The 23,595-nt window shown below is 49.1% G+C and carries 22 protein-coding genes; 11 read left to right on the top strand and 11 right to left on the bottom strand.

Annotated features, from left to right (window positions below):
* Window positions 1-130 precede the first annotated feature (130 nt).
* The 3 genes from ACR6Z4_RS22265 to ACR6Z4_RS22255 all read left to right on the top strand — a co-directional run bounded on the left by ACR6Z4_RS22265 (window position 131) and on the right by ACR6Z4_RS22255 (window position 2,615).
* Window positions 131-1,090: a M23 family metallopeptidase gene (locus ACR6Z4_RS22265; protein WP_479719518.1), complete on the top strand. Its 960-nt coding sequence runs from the start codon at window positions 131-133 to the stop codon at window positions 1,088-1,090.
* A gap of 130 nt (window positions 1,091-1,220) precedes the next feature.
* Window positions 1,221-1,769 (top strand): late competence development ComFB family protein, encoded by a 549-nt coding sequence (locus ACR6Z4_RS22260; protein ID WP_479719517.1) that lies wholly within the window; start codon window positions 1,221-1,223, stop codon window positions 1,767-1,769.
* 375 nt (window positions 1,770-2,144) lie between these two features.
* Window positions 2,145-2,615 carry a methylmalonic aciduria and homocystinuria type D protein gene (locus tag ACR6Z4_RS22255; protein ID WP_479719516.1) on the top strand — a complete coding sequence of 157 codons (471 nt, stop codon included), beginning with the start codon at window positions 2,145-2,147 and terminating at the stop codon, window positions 2,613-2,615.
* 78 nt (window positions 2,616-2,693) lie between these two features.
* Here ACR6Z4_RS22255 and ACR6Z4_RS22250 read toward each other — a convergent pair whose 3' ends face one another.
* The 5 genes from ACR6Z4_RS22250 to cofG all read right to left on the bottom strand — a co-directional run bounded on the left by ACR6Z4_RS22250 (window position 2,694) and on the right by cofG (window position 6,829).
* A complete protein-coding gene (locus tag ACR6Z4_RS22250) occupies window positions 2,694-3,071 on the bottom strand; it encodes a hypothetical protein (RefSeq protein WP_479719515.1) in 378 nt (125 codons plus the stop codon).
* A 54-nt stretch (window positions 3,072-3,125) separates the two neighbouring features.
* Window positions 3,126-3,428 carry a 30S ribosomal protein S14 gene (gene rpsN / locus ACR6Z4_RS22245; protein ID WP_479719514.1) on the bottom strand — a complete coding sequence of 101 codons (303 nt, stop codon included), beginning with the start codon at window positions 3,426-3,428 and terminating at the stop codon, window positions 3,126-3,128.
* A 178-nt stretch (window positions 3,429-3,606) separates the two neighbouring features.
* Window positions 3,607-4,308: an endonuclease III gene (gene nth, locus ACR6Z4_RS22240; protein WP_479719513.1), complete on the bottom strand. Its 702-nt coding sequence runs from the start codon at window positions 4,306-4,308 to the stop codon at window positions 3,607-3,609.
* 128 nt (window positions 4,309-4,436) lie between these two features.
* Entirely contained in the window at window positions 4,437-5,519 is a 1,083-nt protein-coding gene (gene rseP, locus ACR6Z4_RS22235; RefSeq protein WP_479719512.1) for an RIP metalloprotease RseP, read from the bottom strand.
* A gap of 350 nt (window positions 5,520-5,869) precedes the next feature.
* Window positions 5,870-6,829: a 7,8-didemethyl-8-hydroxy-5-deazariboflavin synthase subunit CofG gene (gene cofG, locus ACR6Z4_RS22230; RefSeq protein ID WP_479719546.1), complete on the bottom strand. Its 960-nt coding sequence runs from the start codon at window positions 6,827-6,829 to the stop codon at window positions 5,870-5,872.
* Between the two features lie 204 nt (window positions 6,830-7,033).
* Between cofG and ebsA the strand changes: the two genes are divergently transcribed.
* Entirely contained in the window at window positions 7,034-7,408 is a 375-nt protein-coding gene (gene ebsA, locus ACR6Z4_RS22225; RefSeq protein WP_479719511.1) for a type IV pilus biogenesis protein EbsA, read from the top strand.
* Window positions 7,409-7,657: 249 nt separating this feature from the next.
* Window positions 7,658-8,860, top strand: coding sequence for an argininosuccinate synthase (locus tag ACR6Z4_RS22220; protein ID WP_479719510.1), 1,203 nt, complete (start codon window positions 7,658-7,660; stop codon window positions 8,858-8,860).
* Between the two features lie 266 nt (window positions 8,861-9,126).
* Here the strand turns inward: ACR6Z4_RS22220 and ACR6Z4_RS22215 are convergent, their stop codons facing one another.
* Complete coding sequence (locus tag ACR6Z4_RS22215) at window positions 9,127-10,815, bottom strand: GH3 auxin-responsive promoter family protein (RefSeq protein ID WP_479719509.1); 1,689 nt, start codon at window positions 10,813-10,815, stop codon at window positions 9,127-9,129.
* A gap of 729 nt (window positions 10,816-11,544) precedes the next feature.
* Between ACR6Z4_RS22215 and ACR6Z4_RS22210 the strand changes: the two genes are divergently transcribed.
* The 4 genes from ACR6Z4_RS22210 (at window position 11,545) to ACR6Z4_RS22195 (ending at window position 14,160) form a co-directional block, all read left to right on the top strand.
* Window positions 11,545-12,336 (top strand): YdcF family protein, encoded by a 792-nt coding sequence (locus ACR6Z4_RS22210; RefSeq protein ID WP_479719508.1) that lies wholly within the window; start codon window positions 11,545-11,547, stop codon window positions 12,334-12,336.
* Window positions 12,337-12,479: 143 nt separating this feature from the next.
* Entirely contained in the window at window positions 12,480-12,989 is a 510-nt protein-coding gene (locus ACR6Z4_RS22205) for a DUF4168 domain-containing protein (protein WP_479719507.1), read from the top strand.
* Window positions 12,990-13,201: 212 nt separating this feature from the next.
* Window positions 13,202-13,462: a hypothetical protein gene (locus tag ACR6Z4_RS22200; protein WP_479719506.1), complete on the top strand. Its 261-nt coding sequence runs from the start codon at window positions 13,202-13,204 to the stop codon at window positions 13,460-13,462.
* A gap of 113 nt (window positions 13,463-13,575) precedes the next feature.
* The gene (locus tag ACR6Z4_RS22195; RefSeq protein WP_479719505.1) at window positions 13,576-14,160 is read left to right on the top strand and encodes an acyl carrier protein phosphodiesterase; all 585 of its coding nucleotides are present in this window, start codon (window positions 13,576-13,578) and stop codon (window positions 14,158-14,160) included.
* Window positions 14,161-14,163: 3 nt separating this feature from the next.
* Here ACR6Z4_RS22195 and ACR6Z4_RS22190 read toward each other — a convergent pair whose 3' ends face one another.
* The 5 genes from ACR6Z4_RS22190 to ACR6Z4_RS22170 form a co-directional block, all read right to left on the bottom strand.
* Window positions 14,164-14,712: a pyridoxamine 5'-phosphate oxidase family protein gene (locus tag ACR6Z4_RS22190; protein ID WP_479719504.1), complete on the bottom strand. Its 549-nt coding sequence runs from the start codon at window positions 14,710-14,712 to the stop codon at window positions 14,164-14,166.
* Between the two features lie 111 nt (window positions 14,713-14,823).
* Window positions 14,824-16,752, bottom strand: coding sequence for a ShlB/FhaC/HecB family hemolysin secretion/activation protein (locus ACR6Z4_RS22185; protein WP_479719503.1), 1,929 nt, complete (start codon window positions 16,750-16,752; stop codon window positions 14,824-14,826).
* A gap of 235 nt (window positions 16,753-16,987) precedes the next feature.
* A complete protein-coding gene (locus ACR6Z4_RS22180) occupies window positions 16,988-17,722 on the bottom strand; it encodes a PrsW family intramembrane metalloprotease (protein ID WP_479719502.1) in 735 nt (244 codons plus the stop codon).
* 122 nt (window positions 17,723-17,844) lie between these two features.
* Window positions 17,845-19,515, bottom strand: coding sequence for a NupC/NupG family nucleoside CNT transporter (locus ACR6Z4_RS22175; protein ID WP_479719501.1), 1,671 nt, complete (start codon window positions 19,513-19,515; stop codon window positions 17,845-17,847).
* A 104-nt stretch (window positions 19,516-19,619) separates the two neighbouring features.
* Window positions 19,620-19,823: a hypothetical protein gene (locus tag ACR6Z4_RS22170; protein WP_479719500.1), complete on the bottom strand. Its 204-nt coding sequence runs from the start codon at window positions 19,821-19,823 to the stop codon at window positions 19,620-19,622.
* A 33-nt stretch (window positions 19,824-19,856) separates the two neighbouring features.
* Here ACR6Z4_RS22170 and ACR6Z4_RS22165 point away from each other — a divergent pair, with 33 nt between their 5' ends.
* Both ACR6Z4_RS22165 and ACR6Z4_RS22160 read left to right on the top strand, forming a co-directional pair.
* Window positions 19,857-20,630: a peptidylprolyl isomerase gene (locus ACR6Z4_RS22165; RefSeq protein WP_479719499.1), complete on the top strand. Its 774-nt coding sequence runs from the start codon at window positions 19,857-19,859 to the stop codon at window positions 20,628-20,630.
* Entirely contained in the window at window positions 20,617-23,142 is a 2,526-nt protein-coding gene (locus ACR6Z4_RS22160; RefSeq protein WP_479719498.1) for a type I secretion system permease/ATPase, read from the top strand. The genes ACR6Z4_RS22165 and ACR6Z4_RS22160 overlap by 14 nt, the downstream gene beginning before the upstream one ends.
* The last annotated feature ends 453 nt before the right edge of the window (window positions 23,143-23,595 follow it).

The raw sequence follows: 23,595 nt of genomic DNA, 5'->3' as shown, positions 1-23,595 counted from the left end.
AAGTTGTTGTCCTGACCCAGCCGCACTGACGTCTAATCTAACCAACAACCTCTGGAAGATTTTTTCCAGGAATGTTAGGCTATCTGTTCAAAATCCCTTTGAAGCTGATCGTATTCGCAGCTGATTGTCTATGACTGCTCCTCATCCCACCGAATCCGCTCACGACCCCATGCTTACCACTGGAAAACCCACACCCGCGATCGCCGCTCTGATCCCGGTTCGTCAGTTTATCAGCCGTCATCGTTTCCTCATCAGTGCCATTTTGGGGCTGGCAACGTTGATTTCTATCCTGGCAACGCCAGCACAGGCGTTTCAGGTGCAAGTCCACCCGACAAACCCTCAATTGGGCGACACCATTTCAGTCATCATCCAAACCGATACACCCCTGTCTGACAATCCCAGCGTGGTCATGGGGCAAGTCACAGCCCCGGCGTTTCCACTGGGGAATAATCGCTATCGGGCATTGCTGCCAACTACTCCCTTCGACTCACCCGGTCGCAAAGATATTCGGGTGAGTGGGGCTGGAGAGGTGCAGACGCTGGCAGTCTCACTCCGCGATCGCTCCTTCCCAACGCAACGGATTACGGTGAGAGGCGGTGGTTCGGGTGGTACCGATCTAGAATTTAGTCGTATTGCTCAACTTAAAGAAACATTAACACCCGAAAAGTTCTGGAATGGTCCCTTCGATCGTCCCAATGCCGGTGAAGTCACCACCGTTTATGGGGTACAGCGATATTACAACGGCGTTTTTGCCAATGACTATTACCACAAGGGTGTTGATTATGCAGGTGGGCAGGGTTCGGCAGTGGTTGCCCCCGCGTCGGGTCGGGTCGTGCTGGTCGGGCGTGAATCCGATGGGTTTGTCTTACATGGCAATACTATCGGCATCGACCATGGGCAGGGTGTGACGAGCGTTTTCATTCATCTCAGCCGCATTGATGTGGCAGAAGGAGATGTCGTCACGGCTAATCAGCGCATCGGCGCGCTCGGTGCCACTGGCTCTGCAACAGGCCCTAACCTGCACTGGGGTCTATTTGTGCATGGCGAGTCGGTTGACCCGGTGCCCTGGCGGTATGACGGCTTTGAATAAAATCTTGATACAATCAGTCAATTAATTTATTGCCTTTTCCGGATTCTAGGGCACACTAGAGCAGAGGGATTAAGTAAGAACACACCAATCTTGCCAATTTTTAATGCAGCCCTGGAGTACATAAGGCGATATGAGTATTGAGAAAATTGTTGAACAAGCTCTCCAAGACGGTTATCTAACGCCTGCAATGGAATCGGAAGTTGGGCGTATTTGTGATACTGCCTCTGAGCTTTCCATCGAAGAATATATGGCGTTGGATCGGCTAATGGGAGCGCTGCTAACGGGTGAAGTGGTAGCAGTTCCTCGTAAGCAGTTTATCAACGTCATGGAAGAACTCGTCCTGACAGAGGCGATCGCCCGTGTTGCTGAAATTGAAGCGACCAGTGACTGCACCCTTGATTTAGGCGATATTGCGGCATACGCCCTCAACCGTCTTCCACCTCTCTATGCCACGACCGAAGAAGGGGCGGACTATCAACGCGGTCGGGCTAAAGATGAACTACAAGTGTTAATTGCCCAACAAGTGAGTGAGGCGATCGCCAACAACCTCAATCGCCCTGAGTTCTATCCAGAACGGCAGATTTTGGGTAAAAATTCTGGAGATGATGTGTTAGGTCAAGTCAGCACATTGCTTCAGGCCTATGCCCATAAGTTTGAAGCTGGCGAAAAAAATCGCTAAAGACATCAGATCCATTAACCTGTCATTCTAGTGTTGCAAACACCAAATTTTGCAACATGGGGGTTTGGGGGCTGCGCCCCCAAGAGGGGGTTTTACCCCCTCCACCCCCTCTAAAACTTTTAAGTTGGTGTACTAGGTTGTGTGAGAACCCGCGCTCCGCGCGGGTTCTCACACAACTTCTTTATTTAACCGTCTCGACGGTTGCTATACAACAGGTACTCAGGAACCTGCGGTTTGTGAGTGCATAGCACTGTATTTCTAGGTTCTCAGGTGAGCCAAATTGGTTCAACAAAGACTAACGGACATGGAACGTTGTTGAGGACAATAAGGAAAGGCTGCACCCGCAATCCTCAACGCCTCGAAGCGTTTCTATCAATGCAGTATTCTGCGCACGTCCCCAATCGATATCTTTTGAATCACCAGGACAGACTACTACCCGATTGGTCATTGCCGGTACAGTCTGTCTTGCTTGTATTTCAACCCAGCCAGTGTTATTCAGTAATCAGAACCCGCTCTAGCGAAGCTGGCAAAAACCGACTCCGACAACAATTCTTTGAGTTTGTCATGCCCATTGCTGAGCAACTGTTGCTGCTGGGTTATTTAGTCGATGTGTTTGATCCGAAAACGGGTTTGCCCCTGTTATCAACGCCGGGGTCGTTAAGTTTGGATGATGTGGCGATCGCTCACGCAATTCTGGGATATCCGATCAACCAATTCAGCGGCTGCTGTGTCGTGCAACATCCAACCTGGGGAAATGCGGTTTATCCATCCACCCTCGTTTCATCAGCATCACCCACTGTTTTACAACAGGTTGCAGATACTGTTGCCAACACAGTGAATATTTAGGTGATGAGTTGAAAAGCGGCGCTTTTCAACTCATCATCCCAGTTCTGAGCGCGTAACACGATATAAGCCGCATCGCCGTTACGACATTGGCTGATCAGAGAGCAAATAGTTGGCGACCGTCTCGTCGTTTGTGGAATTACGCGAATACCACCACTCCCGCACAGGTTTGGGCAATCGCACCCAATATAACGTCAAGACAAAAGACTCACTCGATCCATGCCCAACAATCTCAACCGCATAAGAGGGAGATTGTCGAGACGCTAGATCGACAACAAACCGCCTGCCGATCCTTCGCCAGCTGGGTTCTTTGCCATGCCACTCCAAACGACAGCAGGGCCAGGGCAGTTCTTCCCGATCAAACAGGCGGCAACAAGCACCAACTACCCGGTAGGTAAAATGACCTCCGAGGCTATAAAAAATTTGCCCTGATGGAAGTGGATGCTGTTCGTTTAACAATCAGAATCTTACCTCATCAGGGATTGGATGATTTTCAAATCTATGGGGATCGGTCTACCAGCTGGATTTGACTACGCCGGGCAACAGACCCTGGTGCGCCATCTCACGAATAACGTGGCGTGAGAGACCAAAGTCACGGTAATAGCCTCTGGGGCGACCTGTCAACCAGCAGCGATTGCGCAGACGATTGGCGCAGCTATTGCGGGGTAATTGTTGCAGTTGGCGATGAAGCTCAAGCTTCTCTTGCTGCGAAGTCGCATGAAGGAATTGCTCTTTTAGCTCTGCCCGCTTTTCAGCATACTTTTCAATCAATTTTTCTCGCTTTGCTTCGCGAGCAATCATGCTCTTTTTTGCCATGAATCCTTAAGTTACTTCAGTTTAAACAGCATTCTCTATAGTAACAGGTCTAGTTAGCTCCTGCCTATGAATTTCCCAGGGGAAGAGGCTTATTTTTCGGTCGTGGTATGCATGGAGTGATTCTTTGTTTCGTGGGCGACGCCCGCGCAACCAACATCATTATTTTTCCAGGGTTTCCTTAGCCCTTGATCGGCATGATCTCGGGTGTTGGTGGTGGGGTAATTTTGCTCAGATCAACAGAAGGGCAAAGGTCTGCCAGAAGACAGCGATCGCACGCCGGATTACGAGCCATACAGACTGCCCGACCATGATAGATCAGTCGAATCGACCAGTTTTCCCAATCAGCCTGGGGTAATAGCGCCATCAAATCTCGCTCAATCCGAACCGGATCGGTGTGTTCCGTTAACCCTAAGCGATTGGTCAAGCGTTTGACATGAGTATCAACCGTCACCCCAGCATTAATGCCAAAAGCATGAGCCAACACCACATTGGCAGTTTTCCGAGCCACGCCTGGTAGTTTGAGCAACTCCTCCATCACCTGCGGCACTTGCCCACCAAACTCCGTCACAATCATGTGACACGCCGCCTGAATATTTTTTGACTTGTTGCGATAAAACCCTGTCGATTTCACCAGCGTTTCTATCTCGATCAATTCCGCACTTGCCAGGGCGTGAGCATCCGGAAATTGTCGAAATAACTCGGGGGTCACTTTATTCACCCGCTCATCGGTGCATTGAGCCGAGAGAATGGTGGCGACAAGCAATTGCACAGGCGTCTTGTAATCCAGAGAACAGGTTGCATCTGGATAAAGGCGTTTTAACCGCAGCAAAATTTCCAGGGCACGTTGCTTTTTCGCCGCGAGTTTTCGACTCACTCCCATATGATGAAGACCCAGCAGATATTTGGTGATGGCGCTTCGCGCCTGGTTAAATGACATTCGTGAGAGAGCCGCGCAGAGCGCGGCTCTCTCAACCCCTTGTACGTTACGCCCTTGAGAATGGCTATCGTCTACCGATTAAAAATATCCAGTTGCACTGTATCGCGCACGATTAAGAAAACGCCCAACCCCAGCAGCAAAAACAATCCTGTCTGCATCACATTTTCTTGAATGCGATAGGGCAAGGGTTTACCCCGCAACGCTTCGATCAATAAAAAGAACAGCTGCCCTCCATCCAATGCGGGTAGCGGCAAGATATTGATGATTGCTAGGTTAATGCTGATCAACGCCGTAAAAGGAAATAAGTTGCTGGCGTCTGAGCGGGTAAGGTTGGCACCTTGAGCCACGATGCCGACGGGTCCTGAAACTTGACCTGCCATTTCTGAAAAGTGGGTGATCAGTGAGATAAAGCCCTCCACAATTTTCGAGGACATATCCTGGAATGCCTGAGCGGCTAAGCCAAACACCTCAAAAACTCCCGTTGGTCGGCGGTATTTTAACGTGCCATTGGGCAAGAGTTGGACTCCAATCCGAGCTTTGCCATCCGCATCGACCTTGGGTGTGATGGTGACATCAAAGGTGCGATCGCCTCTTTGCAAGGTCATGTCAATGGTTTGGTTGGGACTGGATTGGATCAATTGCATCAACTCTTCGCGCGCCGCATCCGCCGCCGGTAATGCCTGTCCATTGACCGCCAGAATAATATCTCCCGGCTTAATGCCTGCCTGAGCGGCTGGCGTATCCTGCGCGGTCACTTCTGGGATCAACACACCCGCTTGATAGTTAAACCCATCGGGAATACCAACTGCCGTAAACTGCATGACGAAGACGAGATAGGCAAAGATCAAATTGGCAATGACCCCGGCACTAATGACAATGGCTCGATCTAAAATGGGTCGGTTGCGCAAGAGATTGGGATCATCGGGTGCAATTTCGCTATCCGGGTCATCGTCGGGAAAGCCTACAAATCCGCCCAGTGGAATTGCTCGGATTGCATACTCGGTTTCTGGACCTTGGTATTTCCACAAAACAGGACCAAAACCTACCGAAAAGCGGTTGACATGAATTCCCTGAAGTCGGGCTGCCATAAAGTGCCCCAGTTCATGAACCACGATCAACACCGCTAGAGCTGCAATTATCGACAAAACTGGCATAGGTATTTTTGAGAATCTTTGCTGAGCATCTCTACTATTCTACGGTGTAGAACAGAATAGCCGACTGGAGACTATCTTTCCTCTTCATCTTTTCGTGGCAGCAGCGCTTGGCGCTGCTGCCACGAAAAGCAATTGGATTATCCTATATAGCAATCCTATTTGATTGGTGAAAATGATCAGTTGTGAAAGCGCCCGCCCGAAGGGCGGGCGCTTTCACAACTGACTCAAGATCGCTATAGCAATTGAGTAGATGGTTTAGGACAGTGGGGAGGTGGGGGCTGCGCTCCCAGCCAGGGGTGAACCCCTGCACCCCGTTCAACCAGCCTCTCGGCTGCTATATTGACCCACATTTACCCAATTTTTCCGCGCCAATGCTGCACCGTCTCTCGCAGAGGGGACGGTAGCCAGGGATCGTAGTGGGGATAAATGGGAAGACGAGGCTGCAACTGCCAATTGCCCGTTGCCAAAATGGCGCTGAGTTGGTCGGCAGTGGGATGGGGATAGTCGGGGTTGACTTCGTCTTTCGGTCCGATGCCACCCAGATCTCTGGCTCCCGCTGCAATACATGCCAGCAGCAAAGACGGTTCTGTTATCAGGTTGGGTGGAATTTGTAAGGTAATGTCTGGCGGCAAAAGCTGACGGGCGATCGCCAGTACCTTTAATAATTGCTCGATTTGAAACGGCTCTCCCTGCCACGCTTGCTGCTGTCCGGGACTGTGGGGTTGCAAAATCACTTCTTGAATATGACCCCAACGCTGATGAACCTGGGCGATCGCGATCAGGGTTTCTTGCCAATCTGCCTCCGTTTCACCGATGCCTAGCAATAATCCGGTTGTAAAGGGAATACGCAGCTCACCTGCCCACTGCAATTGCTGCACCCGTAACGTTGGCACTTTACTGGGCGCATGACGATGCACAGTTTGCAACAACTCCGGGGTCATTTGCTCTAACATCAACCCCATGGAGACATTTCCCGATTTCAGCAACCGCATTTCCTCAAAACTCAGCGGGCCCACATTGGTATGGGGTAAAAAACCCATCTGTAACGCCAACTGGCAGATGTGATAAATTCGATGCAACCACTCTGCCCGTCGAGCGCTGTTGGGATGGACTTCTCCACTTAAAATGAGAATTTCGCTGACGCCTTCTGAGCGTAGCCACTGCAATTTTTCGGTTGCCTGCTCCAACGTCATCCATTCATCTGTACCCGGATCGACCCGAAAATTACAGTATGAGCAACGATTAAAACACTCGTAGGTGGGAACCAGGGTGTAGGCAGGGCTATAAGTCACGATGCGATCGCTGTTCATACATCCAACATCGTAGGTAGACGGGAAACTCAATTAATAAATCTTTTTGGAGATTTCTTCGAAAAACGCTAAGGAACGCTATTTAGAGGGCATACTCTATAGATTCATAATAGAAAGCTGAAAAACCGCTAGGCTGCGAAATCAAGCTTTTCCAATGGCTGAGCCAATTTGCTAAATCAACAGGATTTTAAGGACGATCTGAGCATGGCGATCGACAACATTCAACCTGCAAACCCTCGTGATGTCAACGTTTATGCCCCCTATTACCAGGGGCGTAAGCGCAACGCACTGCCTCTGGCGATTAGCTTGTACCAAAGAGGTAACTTTGAAGGTGAACGCAAAATTGAAGGGGGCGAAGGGATTCAATTTATTGCAACCTGGACGGTCTCATCCCTACCGGCTGACATCACTCGTTGTCGTCTCCAGTTTACTGGAAATGCCGAATTGAGCTATGAGGTGACCATGGCAAACTTTGAGTTTGTCGATTGTCTCATTGATGTCATTTTCAACCTTAAGGGGTCGCGCATTGCGGATTTCTCCCAAGGGTTTTACCGGAAGCTACTGCGCCTTGACGATTAATTTTTTTCTCATAAAATAATTAAATATAATTGTGAAAGGGGGACTGGCTATTAGCCAGTCCCCCTTTCACAATTATGCGAGGGGATAGATGATGGGTGTTGTGTGAGAGCCTCGCGGAGCGAGGCTCTCACACAACACCATGGACGTCACGCCCGTGAGAATTGCTATAAACCTGTGCGCCCCAAGCAGAATTTATGAGGTTTGGTTTCATAATATAAGCTTCACGTTGTTTACTTAGGTTGAGAAGTCATGGGTCGCGCCGAGAAGGTTATATTGGCATATTCAGGTGGAGTCGATACATCTGTTTGCATTCCTTACCTCAAGGAAGAATGGGGAGTGAAAGAGGTGATCACACTCGCCGCTGATTTAGGGCAAGGAGATGAACTGGAGCCTATTCGTAAAAAGGCTTTAGATTCGGGTGCGGCACAGTCTTTAGTCGCAAATGCGCAAGAGAGTTTTATTAAAGATTATGCGTTCCCGGCGATTCAGGCGAACGCGTTGTATGAAAATCGATATCCTCTTTCCACAGCTCTGGCGCGTCCATTGATTGCCAAGTTGTTAGTCGAAGCTGCCGAAGAATATGGTGCCGATGCGGTTGCCCACGGCTGCACGGGCAAGGGAAACGATCAGGTGCGGTTTGATGTTTCGATTGCTGCCCTCAATCCCGATTTAAAAGTTTTGGCTCCGGCTCGCGAATGGGGCATGAGTCGAGAAGAAACGATCGCCTATGGTGAGCGGTTTGGCATTCCTACCCCCGTGAAAAAGTCTTCGCCCTATAGCATCGACCGAAACCTTTTGGGACGCAGTATTGAGGCAGGTCCTCTGGAAGATCCCTGGACAGAGCCGCTCGAAGAAATCTATGCGCTGACCAAGGCGATCGCCGATACCCCGGATGAACCGGAGTATATCGAGATCGGGTTTGAACGAGGCATTCCAACGACGCTCAATGGCGCTAGTCTGTCTCCGATTGATCTGGTGAGCCAACTCAATGACATCGTTGGCAATCATGGGGTTGGGCGGATTGATATGGTCGAAAACCGCCTGGTTGGGATCAAATCACGAGAAATTTATGAAGCCCCTGCCTTACTCGTTTTGATTCAAGCCCATCGCGAGCTTGAAAGTCTGGCACTGACCGCAGATGTCACCCATTACAAACGGGGGATTGAAGAAACCTATTCGCAGCTGGTTTACAACGGTCTTTGGTACAGTCCACTTAAGACTGCCCTTGATGCATTCATTCAGCAAACCCAAGAACGAGTCTCAGGGATTACGCGAGTCCGTTTATTTAAGGGCACAGCGACGGTTGTTGGACGTAAATCTGTTAACTCTCTCTACACTCCAGATTTGGCAACCTATGGTGCAGATGACAAATTTGACCACAAAGCAGCCGAAGGGTTCATTTATGTTTGGGGTTTGCCAACCCGCGTCTGGTCGCAAAAAGTAAGAGGCTAATGGACGGTAAAAAAATTGCAGTCATGACCTTCTAGTGTTGCAAACACGAAATTTTGCAACATGGGGGCGTAGCCCCCAAGAGGGGGTTTTACCCCCTCCACCCCTCTAAAACTTTTAAATTGGCGTACTAGTTTTATTTAAAGAAGCGACGGCTTTGCCGTCGCTTCTTTAAATAAGATTGGGTTTATCGACCACGATGTTTAAGACAATAGTGTTGACGGTGAAACCAAAGGTTTCACCGTCAACACTATTGTTTTAATCTAGACTCAACGCCGTTCCTTTTGCGTCAGCCAAACTTCTTGCTCTACCGATATTCCAGCCAGAAACTGTCGATCTTCGCTGATGTGGGGGAACTTTAAGTGCGATTCTGGAATACCCTGCTGAATCAACCGTTGACGAACGGTAGCGAAACTTCCGGGTGATAAGATACGCAACCGGGGCGGCGGAACCTGATCGCGTCGTTTGACCTCATAGGAAACATGAATTTCCTTGAGTCGTTTGTCAAACTGTTCCAAAAATTTCTGTGGATCATCCAGATGAGAATCTGACGCAAGCTCAATATTGACTAAATAAGGAGAGGGGATACTGTCTTCAGAAAGGGTGATACAGAAATTTTCTATGAATACATTAAAATCTCGCTGTAGCAGTTGCATGACCTGGACGGCATGAAATTCAGTGGTTTTTTCGGTTGTCGAGGAGAGTAACCCACCGCGACGATGGCGGAAAACCAGAAGGGGTGCCTGTTCATAAAAGCCGACGACCTCCACAACATCGCCAATGTCGTAGCGGTAAAAGCCGCTGTAATTGGTGACCAAAATTCGATAATACTGTCCTGCTTGCAACTCGGTTGCCAATAAGGTTTTGGGGTGGTCTACGTCCCATTGATCGGGCGGGATAAATTCAAAAAAGCCACTCTCAACGGCGAGCACATTGCTGTCTGTATTGAAGTCGGTATAGACCCCGAAGGTGGCTTCTGCGGAAGCATAGGTGCCCCCAAAGATGGGAGTGTCGCCAAAATAAGTGGGAAAGCGCTCAAAGTAGAAGTTGGAAGTCCCCCCCCGCGCTGTGACGATAAATGAGAGGTTTTGCCATGCCCGATGTGGAGTCAGTTGTCCATCGGTTTTCAGCAAATGGCGGAGTTGAGTAGCCCGTTGAGGGTGGGCTGTCCATCGCCGTTCTAACTTTGCTCGCAGCGTTGGTTCCAGGTTTAGCCAATTGGCGATCGCTCCAGTTTCAAGATCCCAAATTAACTCTTCAGCATATTGCTCTAGATAATCGCCCAGGCGCAATGCTAAGACCGGAAAGTTAGCCCCAATCACTTTGAGATTAGCGTCTCGTAACGCATAGAGGAGACAGATGTAATGACGTGCCAGACTATCGGCAATTTGCAAGACTTCAAAGGGGTGGGCAAATAGATGTTGGTAAATGATGTTAGACAGGCGTAAGTCGCTGACACTGACGGGACCGTAAGGGATGCCACTGCTGGTATAGCCTAAAAGCTGAGCCGAACTGGTGAGCAACATTTTGCCATGGGAGTTACCTCGCCGTTTTGCGGCAGCGATCGCAAACCCCATGCTGGCAGTTTTGGCATGAGCCAATGCTCGCCGCGATCGCGTTGTCACCGGGATGAGTTTTTGTTTTCCCGTCGAGCCACTGGTCAAATTGAGATAAACCACCGGGTCGGGGGTCATAACCCCGGCTTCACCTTGGGCAATCCGTTGGATGTAAGGTTCATAGCTGCTATAGGGCAAAACCGGAACCTGGGCACGAAACTGCTCGATCGTTTTGATGCTGGATACGCCATATTCTTGACCCAGTACGGTATTTTGATGCGCTTGCAAAAGCGATCGCAAAAAGGTCTCTTGAACGTCATGGGTGTGACGAACTTTCTTGATGAATCTTGTTCTGGCTTTTTTAGTAACCTCAGCTAACAGGGGCAGTAACAGATTTGCCATATCAAATATGATCCTCAACTATGATCCTCAAAACCAACTTAGGATCACAAATTAATTAAAACCCGGAAGTTTATTGTTGGAAGCGCGGCTCCGCCGCGCTTCCAACCATAAATCTTCGGCTTTACTAAATCCACAATCCTTACTCAACGACAGGTAATGAATTTAGGATCGTAGGTTGAATAAAACCTAATTCTATTTGGGAGAGGAGCAACGCAACGTCGTCGCGCTGCCAAACAAAATGACAGGGTAATTAATCTGTGATCTTGAGAGTCTTGCCCACCACCATAAACTCAATCAGTGCAATATTTGCTGTGGGGGCTTAGCAGTGCCAAGCCCCCACAACGAATCAATGATGCAGGTCAATTCATCTATCATTCCTAATCTAGAGCTAAATTTAAACGGAGGATATTCCCTGTCTATTCAACTTTATTTCTCCACTTTATTTCTATAGCGATAGCACGTCGCACCTCGATCGATCACGGTTTTAGCGAGAGAGCCGCGCTCCACGCGGCTCTAAAACGTGTACTTCACGCAATTACAGCGCTTCGCGATTGGATATGTTTAGATTTTTTGTTGTGTGCCGCGCGAAGCGCGGCACACAACAAAAAATCTGTGGCTTAAGCCATTGAAAATGGCTGTAAGAGTTAATTTGATTGCCCCATTTCGTTCTACTCGCTTGCCCTAAGTCGTTACTATCGAAAATTCATATCAGACGGATTAAAAATACCAATGTTTTTATTTCTTTCTAAGCTCTTGCCACTGTTTATCTATCCCTTAGGGTTATCGTGTTTGCTGATTGTAGTAGCCCTGATAACGCTATGGAAACGTCCTGCCATGGCGGCGGCTAGCCTCAGTGCTGCGTTAATTTTGCTGTGTGTTGGTGGCAATGGCTGGGTCACCAATCAATTGGTGCGATCGCTAGAGTGGCAAAATATTCCGCAAGGAGAATTACCCAACGCTGATGCGATTGTTATTTTGGGTGGCTCGATCAAACCTGAAATTCCGCCGCGCCCCTGGATTGATGTTTCCGAAGCTGGCGATCGCGTCATGTATGGCGCACAACTCTACCGTCAGGGCAAAGCCCCAATCGTCATTTTGAGTGGCGGGCGCATTGCCTGGAAAGGTGGTGGTCCGTCTGAATCGGGTGATATGGCAAAACTGGCAGAGCTACTGGGTGTTCCAGCAACCGCCCTATTGCAAGACCCGACATCGCTGAATACCTACGAAAACGCTGTGAATGTCAAAAAAATTCTGCAAGCCCAGGGCATCGATGAAATACTACTGGTTACTTCAGCCATGCATATGCCCCGCTCTTTAAAGATTTTTGAAAAGCAAGGTATTAAAGCGATCGCAGCCCCCACAGATTTTTTGATTACCGAACAAGAATTAGAAGAAGTTCAAAGTAGTACCGAGGGGTTATTACTCAACCTCATTCCGGATGCCGATCGCCTTCATCAGTTCAGCCGTGCCATCAAAGAATACATCGGCTTAGCCATCTATCGGCTGCGAGGATGGCTGTAAACTGCCAGACCATTGCCGGAACATACCTCGCCTAAAATAGTTCAAAGTAAATAAACCTATAGCGTTCAGATAATGTTCTAGATTGATGAATCGCTATATTTCAAAACTCCATTTTGTTTATTCCAAGGTTATTGGAAATCCATATGTCCAGCTACGATACTTGGTTTCATCGTTTACGATCCAACTCCTCCCTCTGTCAATGGCTACTCATCGGCGCGGTGTCTACAGCAACGGTCGTATCGGGAATCATTCCCAGCGTTAACCTGACCTCCACGAATCCCTCAATCGTTTTCGGGAACGCGGCTGTGGCACAAAATGTGACTGACGGAGAGGTGATACGCTATGCTCAGTCTGTGCTGGTAATCGAGCCAATGCGCCAACAGGTCTACAGCCAAATTCAAGGCATCATGGGCACAAACCGAGTCCCTTCCATTGCGTGTCATCGACCCAACAGTTTAGCGAGTCTGCCTGGCAATATTCGCCAAATTGCAACCGACTATTGCAACCGGGCAATCCAGGTGGTTGAGAGCAATGACCTTTCTATCAGCCAATTTAACGCCATTACCACGAATATGCAGAACGATCCGGATCTGGCGTCTCGTATCCAACGAATCCTGGTTCAGCTACAACGGGGTGGAATCAACCTGCCCTAATCGCAACCATACCCGCTGCTCGACTCCTCAAGACTACTCAACTCCTCAAGATTACTCAACTCCTCAAGATTACGAAATATCTTCTTTTAGGCTAGGATTAACGCATCTATCCTGACTAGCATTGGCTCCATCAACTCGTATCCTTACATTGAGGCTAGATAGCCGCCCCACACTACTCGTTTTCATTATCTCCACCATTCTCGATATACCCTATGGCGCGCCAAAATCCCTACACTCTACAAATGCAAGTTAGCCGCATGTTTGATGAAGGACAAGCCTTATTTGCTGAAACAAAAGTGAGGGATTGGTTACGCGATCGCAACGAAGATGCAAATGCCTACGATATTATTTTTCATGAACAACCCGCTCCACCGAAATCTGGTTTGGTCAAAGTCGTAGAAATTGAATTACGTCGTCGGGATGGACAACCCGTTGATGAATGGTTGCAGCAAGAAATCAACCGTCATGCTTAAGATTGTTTGGCATTGATTAATAGCGGCATGAATGTGAACGTGAACCCAAAGGGTTCACGTTCACATTCATCCCCAAAATCAGCAACGCCGATTGTTTTTCATGCAGTGCATCAATGAACTATCTCGCTCATCTGCGGTTAGCCGATCAAACGATTGATTCTCGAATGGGTAATCTCTTAGGAGATATGGTGAAAGGTCCCTTACCCTCTCTTGCTGGAATCTACAGCGACGGGATTCTAAATGGCATCAAAGCTCATCGAAACATTGATGCATTTACCGACCAGCATGAGATCTATCGCAGAAGCAAACGGCGAATTGGTTCAGACCATCGACGCTTTGCGGGCGTTATTATTGATATTTCTTACGACCACTTTCTTTGCAAACACTGGCACCTTTTTTCCCATGAAAGTTTGGAACATTTTATTCATGGCATCTATGTCCTTATAGACGATCAAAAACACTATTTACCTGCTCATTTGCAACGGATTTTACCTAAAATCGTTGAGCAAAATTGGTTAGGATCGTACAAAACATTGGAAGGGATTGATCTAACATTTACCCGGATTTCATACCGATTGAAACGAGCCAATAATCTCGCGTCATCGCAACAAGAACTCATCCGTAACTATGGTGAATTAGAAGCTGATTTTTTGGAGTTTTTTCCATTTTTAATGGAATATGCAAAAACACTCCACTAACCTCTATAGGGATGGAAAAATACGAGTCGGTAACCCATCAATACTGACTTGATTTTTTTCTTGCCAATACGCTTGAATACCCGCTTCTCCCTTTTTATTAGCCCAATCGGTTAACTGATCGCGGTGATGTTGGAATTCATACAGGGGTACCCCAAAGCCACAGGAGGTTTGGACAGACTCGATTTGCATCACAATAATTTGGCGCTCTCCCGGTAACCCATCAAACCAGGTATGACACGTTGCCCAGTCGGGATGATGAGGGCGAATTACCGTTCCGGTGCCATAGAGTCTCAAAATTAGGGGCTTTTCAGAGAAGCTGCAAAACATGATAGTGATTCGCCCGTTTTCGTTGAGATGGGCGGATGTTTCGTTGCCACTGCCTGTGAGATCCAGATAGGCAACGGTGTTGGAATCAATGCAGCGGAATGTATCTATTCCTTTCGGGGAAAGATTAATCCGTCCCTGAGTGGGAGCCGTTGCTGTGAAAAAGATTTTTTGCTCTGTAATGAAGTGCCGCAAAGAGTCATCGAGTTCGGAGTAGAACTTAGCCATGAGCTGAACTTGAGTATGAAGGACGATACACGATTGAGGAGGTTCATCCTCCCCGCCTCATGGTACAGAATTTGTGGTTGCCCTACTGACACCGACTTTGAATGCAGTTGACTAAAACTGATAGTTGACGCTGAAGTAAACTGCCTTATCTTGGGCATTTTCTCCACGGTCATCTAAGTCCATCAGGGGTAAAGCAAAATCTAATCGGGCATTGAGTCCGGGTAATGGATTCCACAGAATACCCAACCCCAACCCCACTAAGAAGGTCTGGTCGGCTAAGCGATTGGGATTGTCGCCATCATTCCAGACTGCCCCTACATCGGTAAAGGGTGCGACCTGAAGGATGGGTGTGCCCGATTCATTGCGTAAGATGGCAATCCGATCTTCAACCGAGAAGCGGAAGCCATTGTCTCCTGTGCGGCTATTTTGGCGATAGCCCCGCAGCGATTGCCCGCCCCCAATGACAAATTGTTGAGAGGGTAGTAACGCATCGGGAGTCAGTTGCACATCCAATTGGGTAATCAACAAATGATCCTGGTTAAGGATCTGAACCCGTTGCAGTTGCCCCAACCAACTGATAAATTGCCCGTCGGGTTCTGCTCCCTGGGTGGCATCAAACAAGCCTGTGCCAATGTTAAATTGCGATCGCACTGCCCAGGCACCTGTGGGATCTCGTCGGACATAATCTTGCCCCAATCGAAAGACGCTGGTGTTACTTTGATCGACCTGGATGCCACTGATCAAGGTTTCGCCGCTACGGTAAGTGAAGCCAACGGAGAGAGCAAATTCCTCGCGAGGCGATCGCACTAAAGGTTGGCGAAAACTCAACTCATACAACTCTGAATTTCCTTCAATATCAAAGGCTTCAAATTCAGGATCAGTAATGCGGTAATCGCTAGGTGCAACGCGCAATTGAATCGTGCCATTCATGGCATTGACGGGCACCTGATAACTAAAGTCAAACACATTAGAACCGCCGGTCGTCGAGCGATAATAAGACGCAAACAGTTCGTCCCCTAACCCCGTAGGGCTGCGATATCCCAACCCCACGCCCATTCTTTCTGAACCTACGCTAGGCGGTGAGTAATTGTCTATACTCACATTTCCAAAGAAAGGACTGGCTTCGACAACCCGTACGGTTAAGATGCTTTGACCTAGACCTGTTCCAGCCCTGAGACTGGCTTCCACATTTTCAAACAATGGATCTAAGCGCAAAAGCCGCAACTGGTCTTCTAAGCGACTCTGACTCAAAGGGGTTCTGCCCCCTAAACGAATTCGACTGCGAATATAGTCGGTATCAACTCGGTGATTGCCTTCCACCTCAATCGTTTCTAACGCTCCTTCAATCACTCGAATTTGCACAACCCCTTGTTCGATGACCTGCTCTACTAATACGGCTCTAGAGGTGATATAGCCTTCATTGAGATAAAGCTGGGTCACTTGATCGGCAACAGAGCGCAGTTGTTCGAGGGTAACCGACTGTCCTTCAACGGGTTGAACTATCGGCAAAAAGTCAGCTTCAGAAAATACGGTACTACCCACTATCTGAATGCGTTGAACCGGAATTTGCACTGTTTCGTCCGATGGCAATGATTCCGGTGCGGGTGTGGGCGCGGATTCTAACGGGGGTGCCAGTGGGCTTTGCTCTTCTGGCGGCAGGGGTAGAGGGGTAGAGGGGGATTGTAAGAATCGATCGTCAGGGTTGGGGTCTGGCAGAGTAGGAGGTGTTGCTTGGCTGATCCGTTCAATCGGTGTGACTGGGCGAACTGAATCAACAGGACTGGTCGATTGAATAGATTCACCTGAACTGAACTGTAGCGGAGAAATTGTTTCTGGAAGTGCTGGCAGCGCCGCCGAGACTCCAGCAACAGAAGAGACAGAATCTTCTCCAGCCACGGCTTCCGGCTGAACGGTGGTTGTTTGGATGGTGGAAGTCGATACTTCGGGGACAAGACTGGCATAACCGGGTGTTACGCTCAACACACCGCCAGGAAGCACGACTCCACAACATAATGCTGCATATTTCAAGTCCCAACCCATAAATGCTTGACTCTCCAGTAATTCTGGCTACCCATGGGAGAAATTATCACGCTCAGTGTATCTTGTTCCGGATTAAATGCTGAATTTCCTTAATTGTTTTTGTCAGCTGGGATATTTCACCCCTGTTGCAAACACTAAATTTTGCCACACGGGAGGTTATTGTCTGACGGGTGATGTGCCGCGCGAAGCGCGGCACATCACCCGTTTTAACCGTCAATTTTTAATGGACAGACCCCTAGTTATCTTTAGGACGGATGGGAGGTTTTAGGGCGTGGGGAGAAGCTGCCAGCGCTTGCGTAATCCGATGAAAAGTCATACGCCATCCGATCGGAATCAGCAACAATACACCGATTGCCGCCAGGGGGAAAACCACTAGCAAACCGTTGAATAATCCGTGCGACACCATTGCGAGCAACAGCCCATTTCGAATGATACCCTTTCTTTTCTCTGGCAATGAAAATTTTGCAATCCCCAGGGCATAGCCCCACAAGCTCGACCACAACGCATGACCCGGCACCGACAACAGCGATCGCACAACAAACAGGGTCAAAACAGCGGCAGCAGGCGAAACTGCTTCTCCACCAGCAGCGGCAGTAGGGGCGTAATACGTTCCCAACAAGTAGCCTACATTTTCAATGGAGGCAAACCCTAAGGCGGTTGCCGCCGCGTAGATAATACCGTCTACAGGTTCATCAAATTCGGTGTGATGATAGATACCCCAACGCACCACCAGAAATTTACCCAGTTCTTCCGTAATTGGGGCAACCAACGTAAATAAAAATAGTTCCGGCAGAAAGAACAAAAATGGGGTCTGAACCACCAGCACCGGAATGGCTAACAAAACGCCCCAAAAAAACATTTTGACAATCAAATGCTTGGGTTCTGGTTCCAATGAGTCTTTCTTGTAAAAGAACCAGAGCCAAAATAGACCCGGTGCCACCGCCAACGTTAAAACCGCGAGAACATTCATGGCTGTTTATCTGTAGGAGAGATTCAGGATCACGGATTTTAGAAACAGACGGGGTATAGGCAAAAGCGCGGCGTTGCCGCGCTTTTGCCTATACCGTTTGAAGAGTACTGAATGGGGGTGTCTCAGGGACTGGTAGCAGGAGTCGGAGCCGCTGCCGTTGGTGCAGGAGTCGGAGATAGGGGGGGAGCCGTTGGCACGACACTGGGAGATATTGCAGGACTGGGTGAACTGGTTGGGCTGGGAGCCGGGGCTGTCTCTGTTGGTGCTGCGGGTTCACCCAAAATGCTGGGGTTATTGGGGTTATAGAACAATCCGGCAATGCAGGCGATCATATAGGTGGCTAATGTGCCTACAAATAAGGCTTTCCAGCCAAGTTCAGAAATATCTTTACGGCGAGACGGAATCAGGGCAGAGGTACCGCCGACAAAGATGCCAACGGATGCCAGATGGGCAAATCCGGAAAGCGCATAGCTAATGATCAACACGGCGCGATCGCTAATGACTCGTTCGGCGGCAGGCAACCCGGCGGCGGCACCTAATGCCTGATAGGGAGGGATGGCGGTTTCAAATAAGCGTCGGCCAATAATGATGGAAGATTGCCACAGTTCTTGCCATTCTAAAGAAACGCCCGTGAGAGCCGTCAGAGGCAAAAACAAGGCTCCTAGAATGTTTTGCAGGGTGACGATGGTAAAGAATTGCCCAATCCCATTAAACACAAACACAATGGGGCGAAAAATCCAGTAAACATTGTCGGCTGTCAGATCTTTCCAGGCTGCCAATCCGCTGAAAATCTGGTTGATCAAATACACCAGACCCAAGATTAAGATCAAGACCGCCGCAATAGACACCGCCATTTTCACCCCATCCAATGCACCCAAAATCGCAGAGTCTAACGGACTCATACGTTGCATGGGTTCACCCCCAACACTATCTTGGGGGGCAGATTCGTCGTCATCGTTCGGGCAGTCTTGCAGCTCTGTTTCAGCGGGAATGCCACCAGCGGTCAGAGGCACTTCAGTTTCCGGCACCAAAATTTTGGACAACACAAAGCAGGCAGGAATCGCCATGATCGACGCAGATACTAAATGTCCCAAAATATTGGGAAAGACGGGACGCAAGAAACTGACGTAAATTGCCAGCGTCGAAGAGGCGGCTGTCCCAAAACAACAGGAGAGAATAGCACAAAGCTCACTCCGGGTCATTTTGGCTAAGAAGGGTTTCACCACGATCGCCGCTTCAATGCCCACAAAAATATTGGCGGCACCACTCAAGGCTTCAGCACCGCTCAAGCGCATGACCGTATAAAAAATCTTGGCAAAGATATTTGTGACCACCTGGATCACACCCAGGTTATACAGCAGTGCCATTAATCCCGAGAAGAAGATGACCGCTGGCAACGCCCGCATAGCAAAGATATAGCCCAACTGAATGCCACAAAATCCGGGTATTACTTCGGCACTTCCCGGTGCGCAACTGGCTCCTGAACTTAAAGGTGAAAGGATGAACGGCTCTTGCCCCGGCAGAGGAACCAGATTTTTACCGAAGACAAAGCGGGCACCCGCATCCGCAGCGGCAAAGACCACATCGAGCAGTTTGCTAAAGCCATTGAGAATATCCCGTGTTCCGGGTACGGCAAACACAAGCGCCCCCAAAATCAGTTGCAGCAAGATTCCCATGATCACGACTCGCCAGGGGAAATATCTGGGATTACGGTTCTCAGAAAAGATCCAGGCAATCCCACATAATCCAAAAATTCCGGCAAAGGAAATCAGATTGAGAATTGAAAAAGTCATAGGTAAGCCCTGTCTGCTCAAAGGGGGTAGGGTTTTGGGGATTAGACGCCGGAACAATAGGGTGGCGGTGTAAATCGATGGCGATCGCCCCTAATTTTTTGTCCTCAGGTTTCTTTAATTAAGACATTACCTGAGAAATGTAAATTTAGAACCAAATGTAAGATTGCAGTTTGTTGCAGGTACAGGGCGATCGCAGATAGGGTTTGTCCCGCGTTGCGTTCGGCTTCAGTCGGTGCCTCGATGCCGTCTCCGTAATTTTCCTTAAACAAACCGGCAAGGTTTGCCGCACTTCCCATGACTTTGGGCATAATGGGTGTGCTGAAGTTTAACAGAGTTGGCGCATGACCTCCGAACCATTTCTCACGATTGATGATCACCCTATCTCGGTGGGGCAGGTATTTCGATATCTGCAAGCCAACCGTAAGCTAGATAGCTTCATTGGAGAAATCGTTCGTCAATTTGTCGTCGAGCGGGAGCTCCAGGAGCTAGGAGATAATCTAAAAGTGCCGCCAGGGGCGATCGAACAGGCAATTATCGACTTTCGCTTGCAGCAAAACCTGACCGATCCCAAACGATTTCAAGACTGGATGACCAGCAACGGCACCAATTTTGAGACCTTCCACAAACAGGTGGCGACGGGCTTTAAGATGAAGCAACTGAAAGAAGACGTGACGGCACCCAAACTGCAAGAATACTTTATCGATCGCAAGGTTTTTTTAGACCGGGTAGTGCTGTCGCGTATTATTGTGGCAGACCAGGAATTGGCAGAAGAGTTGCACAGTCAGCTTCAGGAAGGTGCCAGTTTTGAGCAGCTTGCCAAAGACTATTCCCTCACCGATGACAAACTGATGAATGGCATGGTGGGGCCCGTCAGTCGAGGCAGTATGCCCGATACCCTGAGATCAGCTGTTGATTTAGCAAAACCTGGTGATATCGTCGGTCCCCTGGGTTTGGAAAACCGCTGGGGTCTATTTCGCATCGAAGCTGTCATATCAGCTACCCTTGACGACCCCCAAGTCAAGCAAACCCTGCAAGACGAATTGTATGAGCAGTGGCTTGCTGAGAAAATGCAAAAGCTACCCATCCGTTTACAACTCGGCAATGATAACCAGTGATATTCTCACCAGCATCGCTTGGGATGCCCCCCCCTTGTGCTGGCTAAGTGCAGACCAACAATTGCGGGTCAAAGACCAGGCAAAGCCTCGAACCTTTGCCTTGGGCGAAGTCATCTGGGCAACCGATCGCCCCGGCAATGAATTTTTGATCATTTCAGGGAATGTACGGCTCGTACCTGATGATGGCAAATCGATTTTGCTGAAACCAGGAGACTGGTTTGGCGATTTACCCGAGCTGACCGATCAATGGAAAGCCAGAGCGGCTAGCAAAGAAGTGTTGGTGCTGGAATGGAGCGCGCCCGTCTGGGCTGGGTTTGATACGGCTCAGTTTAAACAATTTTGGTTGGCATTGCGATCGCGGTATCAACCGCAATTTTCTGATGCTCCGCAACCGATCACCGGCTACCCGTTTGTCGCCAGCGTCAACAGTGGCGCAGCCGTATTAACGATGCTGGCGCAATATCTGGAAGCCCCAGCGCAACTGGAATGGGTGCAGCGACAACTGCGAGGGCAACGGGCAAAAAATTTAGCAGATACTGCCGATAAGTTGGGAATGCACCTCAGCCGCCTGGTGATTGGCGACTGGAGCGACCTGCGGCAACTCAACTATCCGGCATTGTTGCATTGGAATCAAGAACGCTGGGTCGTGGTTTATGGGGTCAGGGGCGATCGCCTGGTGATTGCCGATCCACTCAACCCCAACCAGACCTGCGAAAGTATTCCCCGCCCGCTGATCGAAGCAGCCTGGGATGGTCAGATATGGATGGCAGAACTGGTTCAACGACAAGAACAGTTCAACCTCAAATGGTTTTTACCGGCTGTTTGGAAATACCGCACCCTCTTATTTGAAGTGCTGGTTGCCTCTTTCACCCTACAACTGTTGGGGTTGGCAACCCCCATCTTCACGCAGGTCATTATCGACAAGGTGATGGTGCAGGAAAGCATCCCTACGTTGGATGTGATGGGGATTGCCCTACTGGGAGTGGCAATCTTTGAAGCGCTTTTGGGTGTGCTGCGGATGTTTATCTTCACCCACACCACCAATCGCCTCGACTTAGCCCTCTCTGCCCAACTGTTCCGCCATTTACTGCGGCTGCCGCTGGCATATTTCGAAGCCCGTCGCGTAGGCGATACCGTTGCCCGTGTGCAAGAACTGGAAGAAATCCGCCAGTTCCTCACCAGCACGGCATTAACCGTGATTTTGGATAGCATTTTTGCGGTGATCTACCTGGCGGTAATGTTTTATTACAGCGTCACCCTCACCTGGGTGGCATTGGCAGTGCTGCCGCTGTTTGCCCTGCTGACCCTGGTTGCCACACCGATCTTACGGAACTGGTTGAATGAAACGTTTAACCGCAGTGCAGACAGTCAATCATTTCTGGTAGAAACGATCACCGGGATTCACTCGGTCAAAGCCCACGCCGCCGAAAAAGCATCGCGCGATCGCTGGGAAGGTCTCTATGCCCGGTTTATTCGCACTGGCTTCAAAGCTACGACCACTGCCAATATCAGCAACCACATCGGCGACTTTCTTACCAGCTTATCGGCTTTGCTGATCCTTTGGTTTGGGGCAAAATTGGTAATCGATCGAGACTTTACCATTGGTCAATTGGTCGCCTTCCAAATGCTGTCGGGTCGGGTAACGGGCCCCCTATTGCGTCTGGTACAACTCTGGCAAAATCTACAAGAAGTCTTGCTAGCAGTCGATCGCATTGGCGATATCCTCAACGTTGCTCCCGAAGCGGAACCGGGAACCGGCTTGATGCTGCCCTCACTGAGGGGGCAGGTCAACTTTGATCAAGTGTTTTTCCGCTATCAACAAAATCAGGAGCCGATCCTCAAAGGCATTTCCTTTGATGTCGAACCGGGACAATTTGTTGGCATTGTCGGACGCAGTGGTTCTGGCAAAAGTACGCTGTCTAAGTTGATCCAACGGCTGTATCTGGCAGAGTCGGGGCGAATTTCGATTGATGGCTTTGATGTCAAAAGTGCCGATCTTGCCTCCCTCCGACCGCAAATTGCCGTGGTGTTGCAAGAAGATTTTCTGTTCAACGGCTCAGTTTTAGAAAACATTACGCTGGGCAATCCCGATGTCACGGCAGAACAGATTCTAGAAGCGGCACGGCTGGCAGTGTCACACGATTTTATCAGCGAACTCCCCCACGGCTATGAAACCAATGTAGGAGAACGAGGGACAGCACTCTCCGGCGGACAACGTCAGCGCATCACCCTGGCGCGGCTGTTTCTTTCAGATGCACCCATTTTGATTTTGGACGAAGCTACCAGCAACCTGGATGCGGAAACCGAACAGCAGGTGTTAGAAAATTTGCGGCGGGTTTCCACCGATCGGACGGTGTTTCTCATTGCTCACCGCTTTGCTCCGTTAAAACGGGCTGACTTAATCCTGGTGATGGAAAAAGGGGTGATCGTTGAACGTGGTACTCACGATGCCTTATTGCAACAAAAGGGACTGTACTGGTCACTTTATCAACGTCAACAAATGTCAGTTTAAGTAATTTAACGGAACAAACTCGATCGCGATCGCTTCTATATGGATTTTAAGGATGCTATGGAGAGCGATCGCCATTCTAGAGACAGTCCTCAACCTGATGTTGTTCTTGCCGTGAGAGGATATTTCATCGAGTTCACAGCAAATTTACCCAACTCTCTCAATTAAAGTTTTCCAATTAACCTTCAGTAAAACTGCTCAAATTTACCTGACAGATGGATGAGTTTAATACAAACTTAAGAGTATTGAACACCAGCAATAGTAAATGGCATTTGGCAGATTTCTGTTAGGCAAATCTTGCTAGTGTTGCAAACACGAAATTTTGCAACAGGAAGGTCGGGGCTGTGCCTCTAAGGATCACGGATTAAATAAGATTGACTATTGAATCACATGAGGGATGGGGGCAGTGCCCCCATGCAAGGGTTTTACCCCTGCACCCCGTTGCCACACTTTTGA

The organism is Calyptranema fuscum S582 (genome assembly GCF_055793305.1).
Note: the sequence above shows the minus strand (reverse complement) of the source record. Positions and strands in the feature narration are given on the sequence as shown.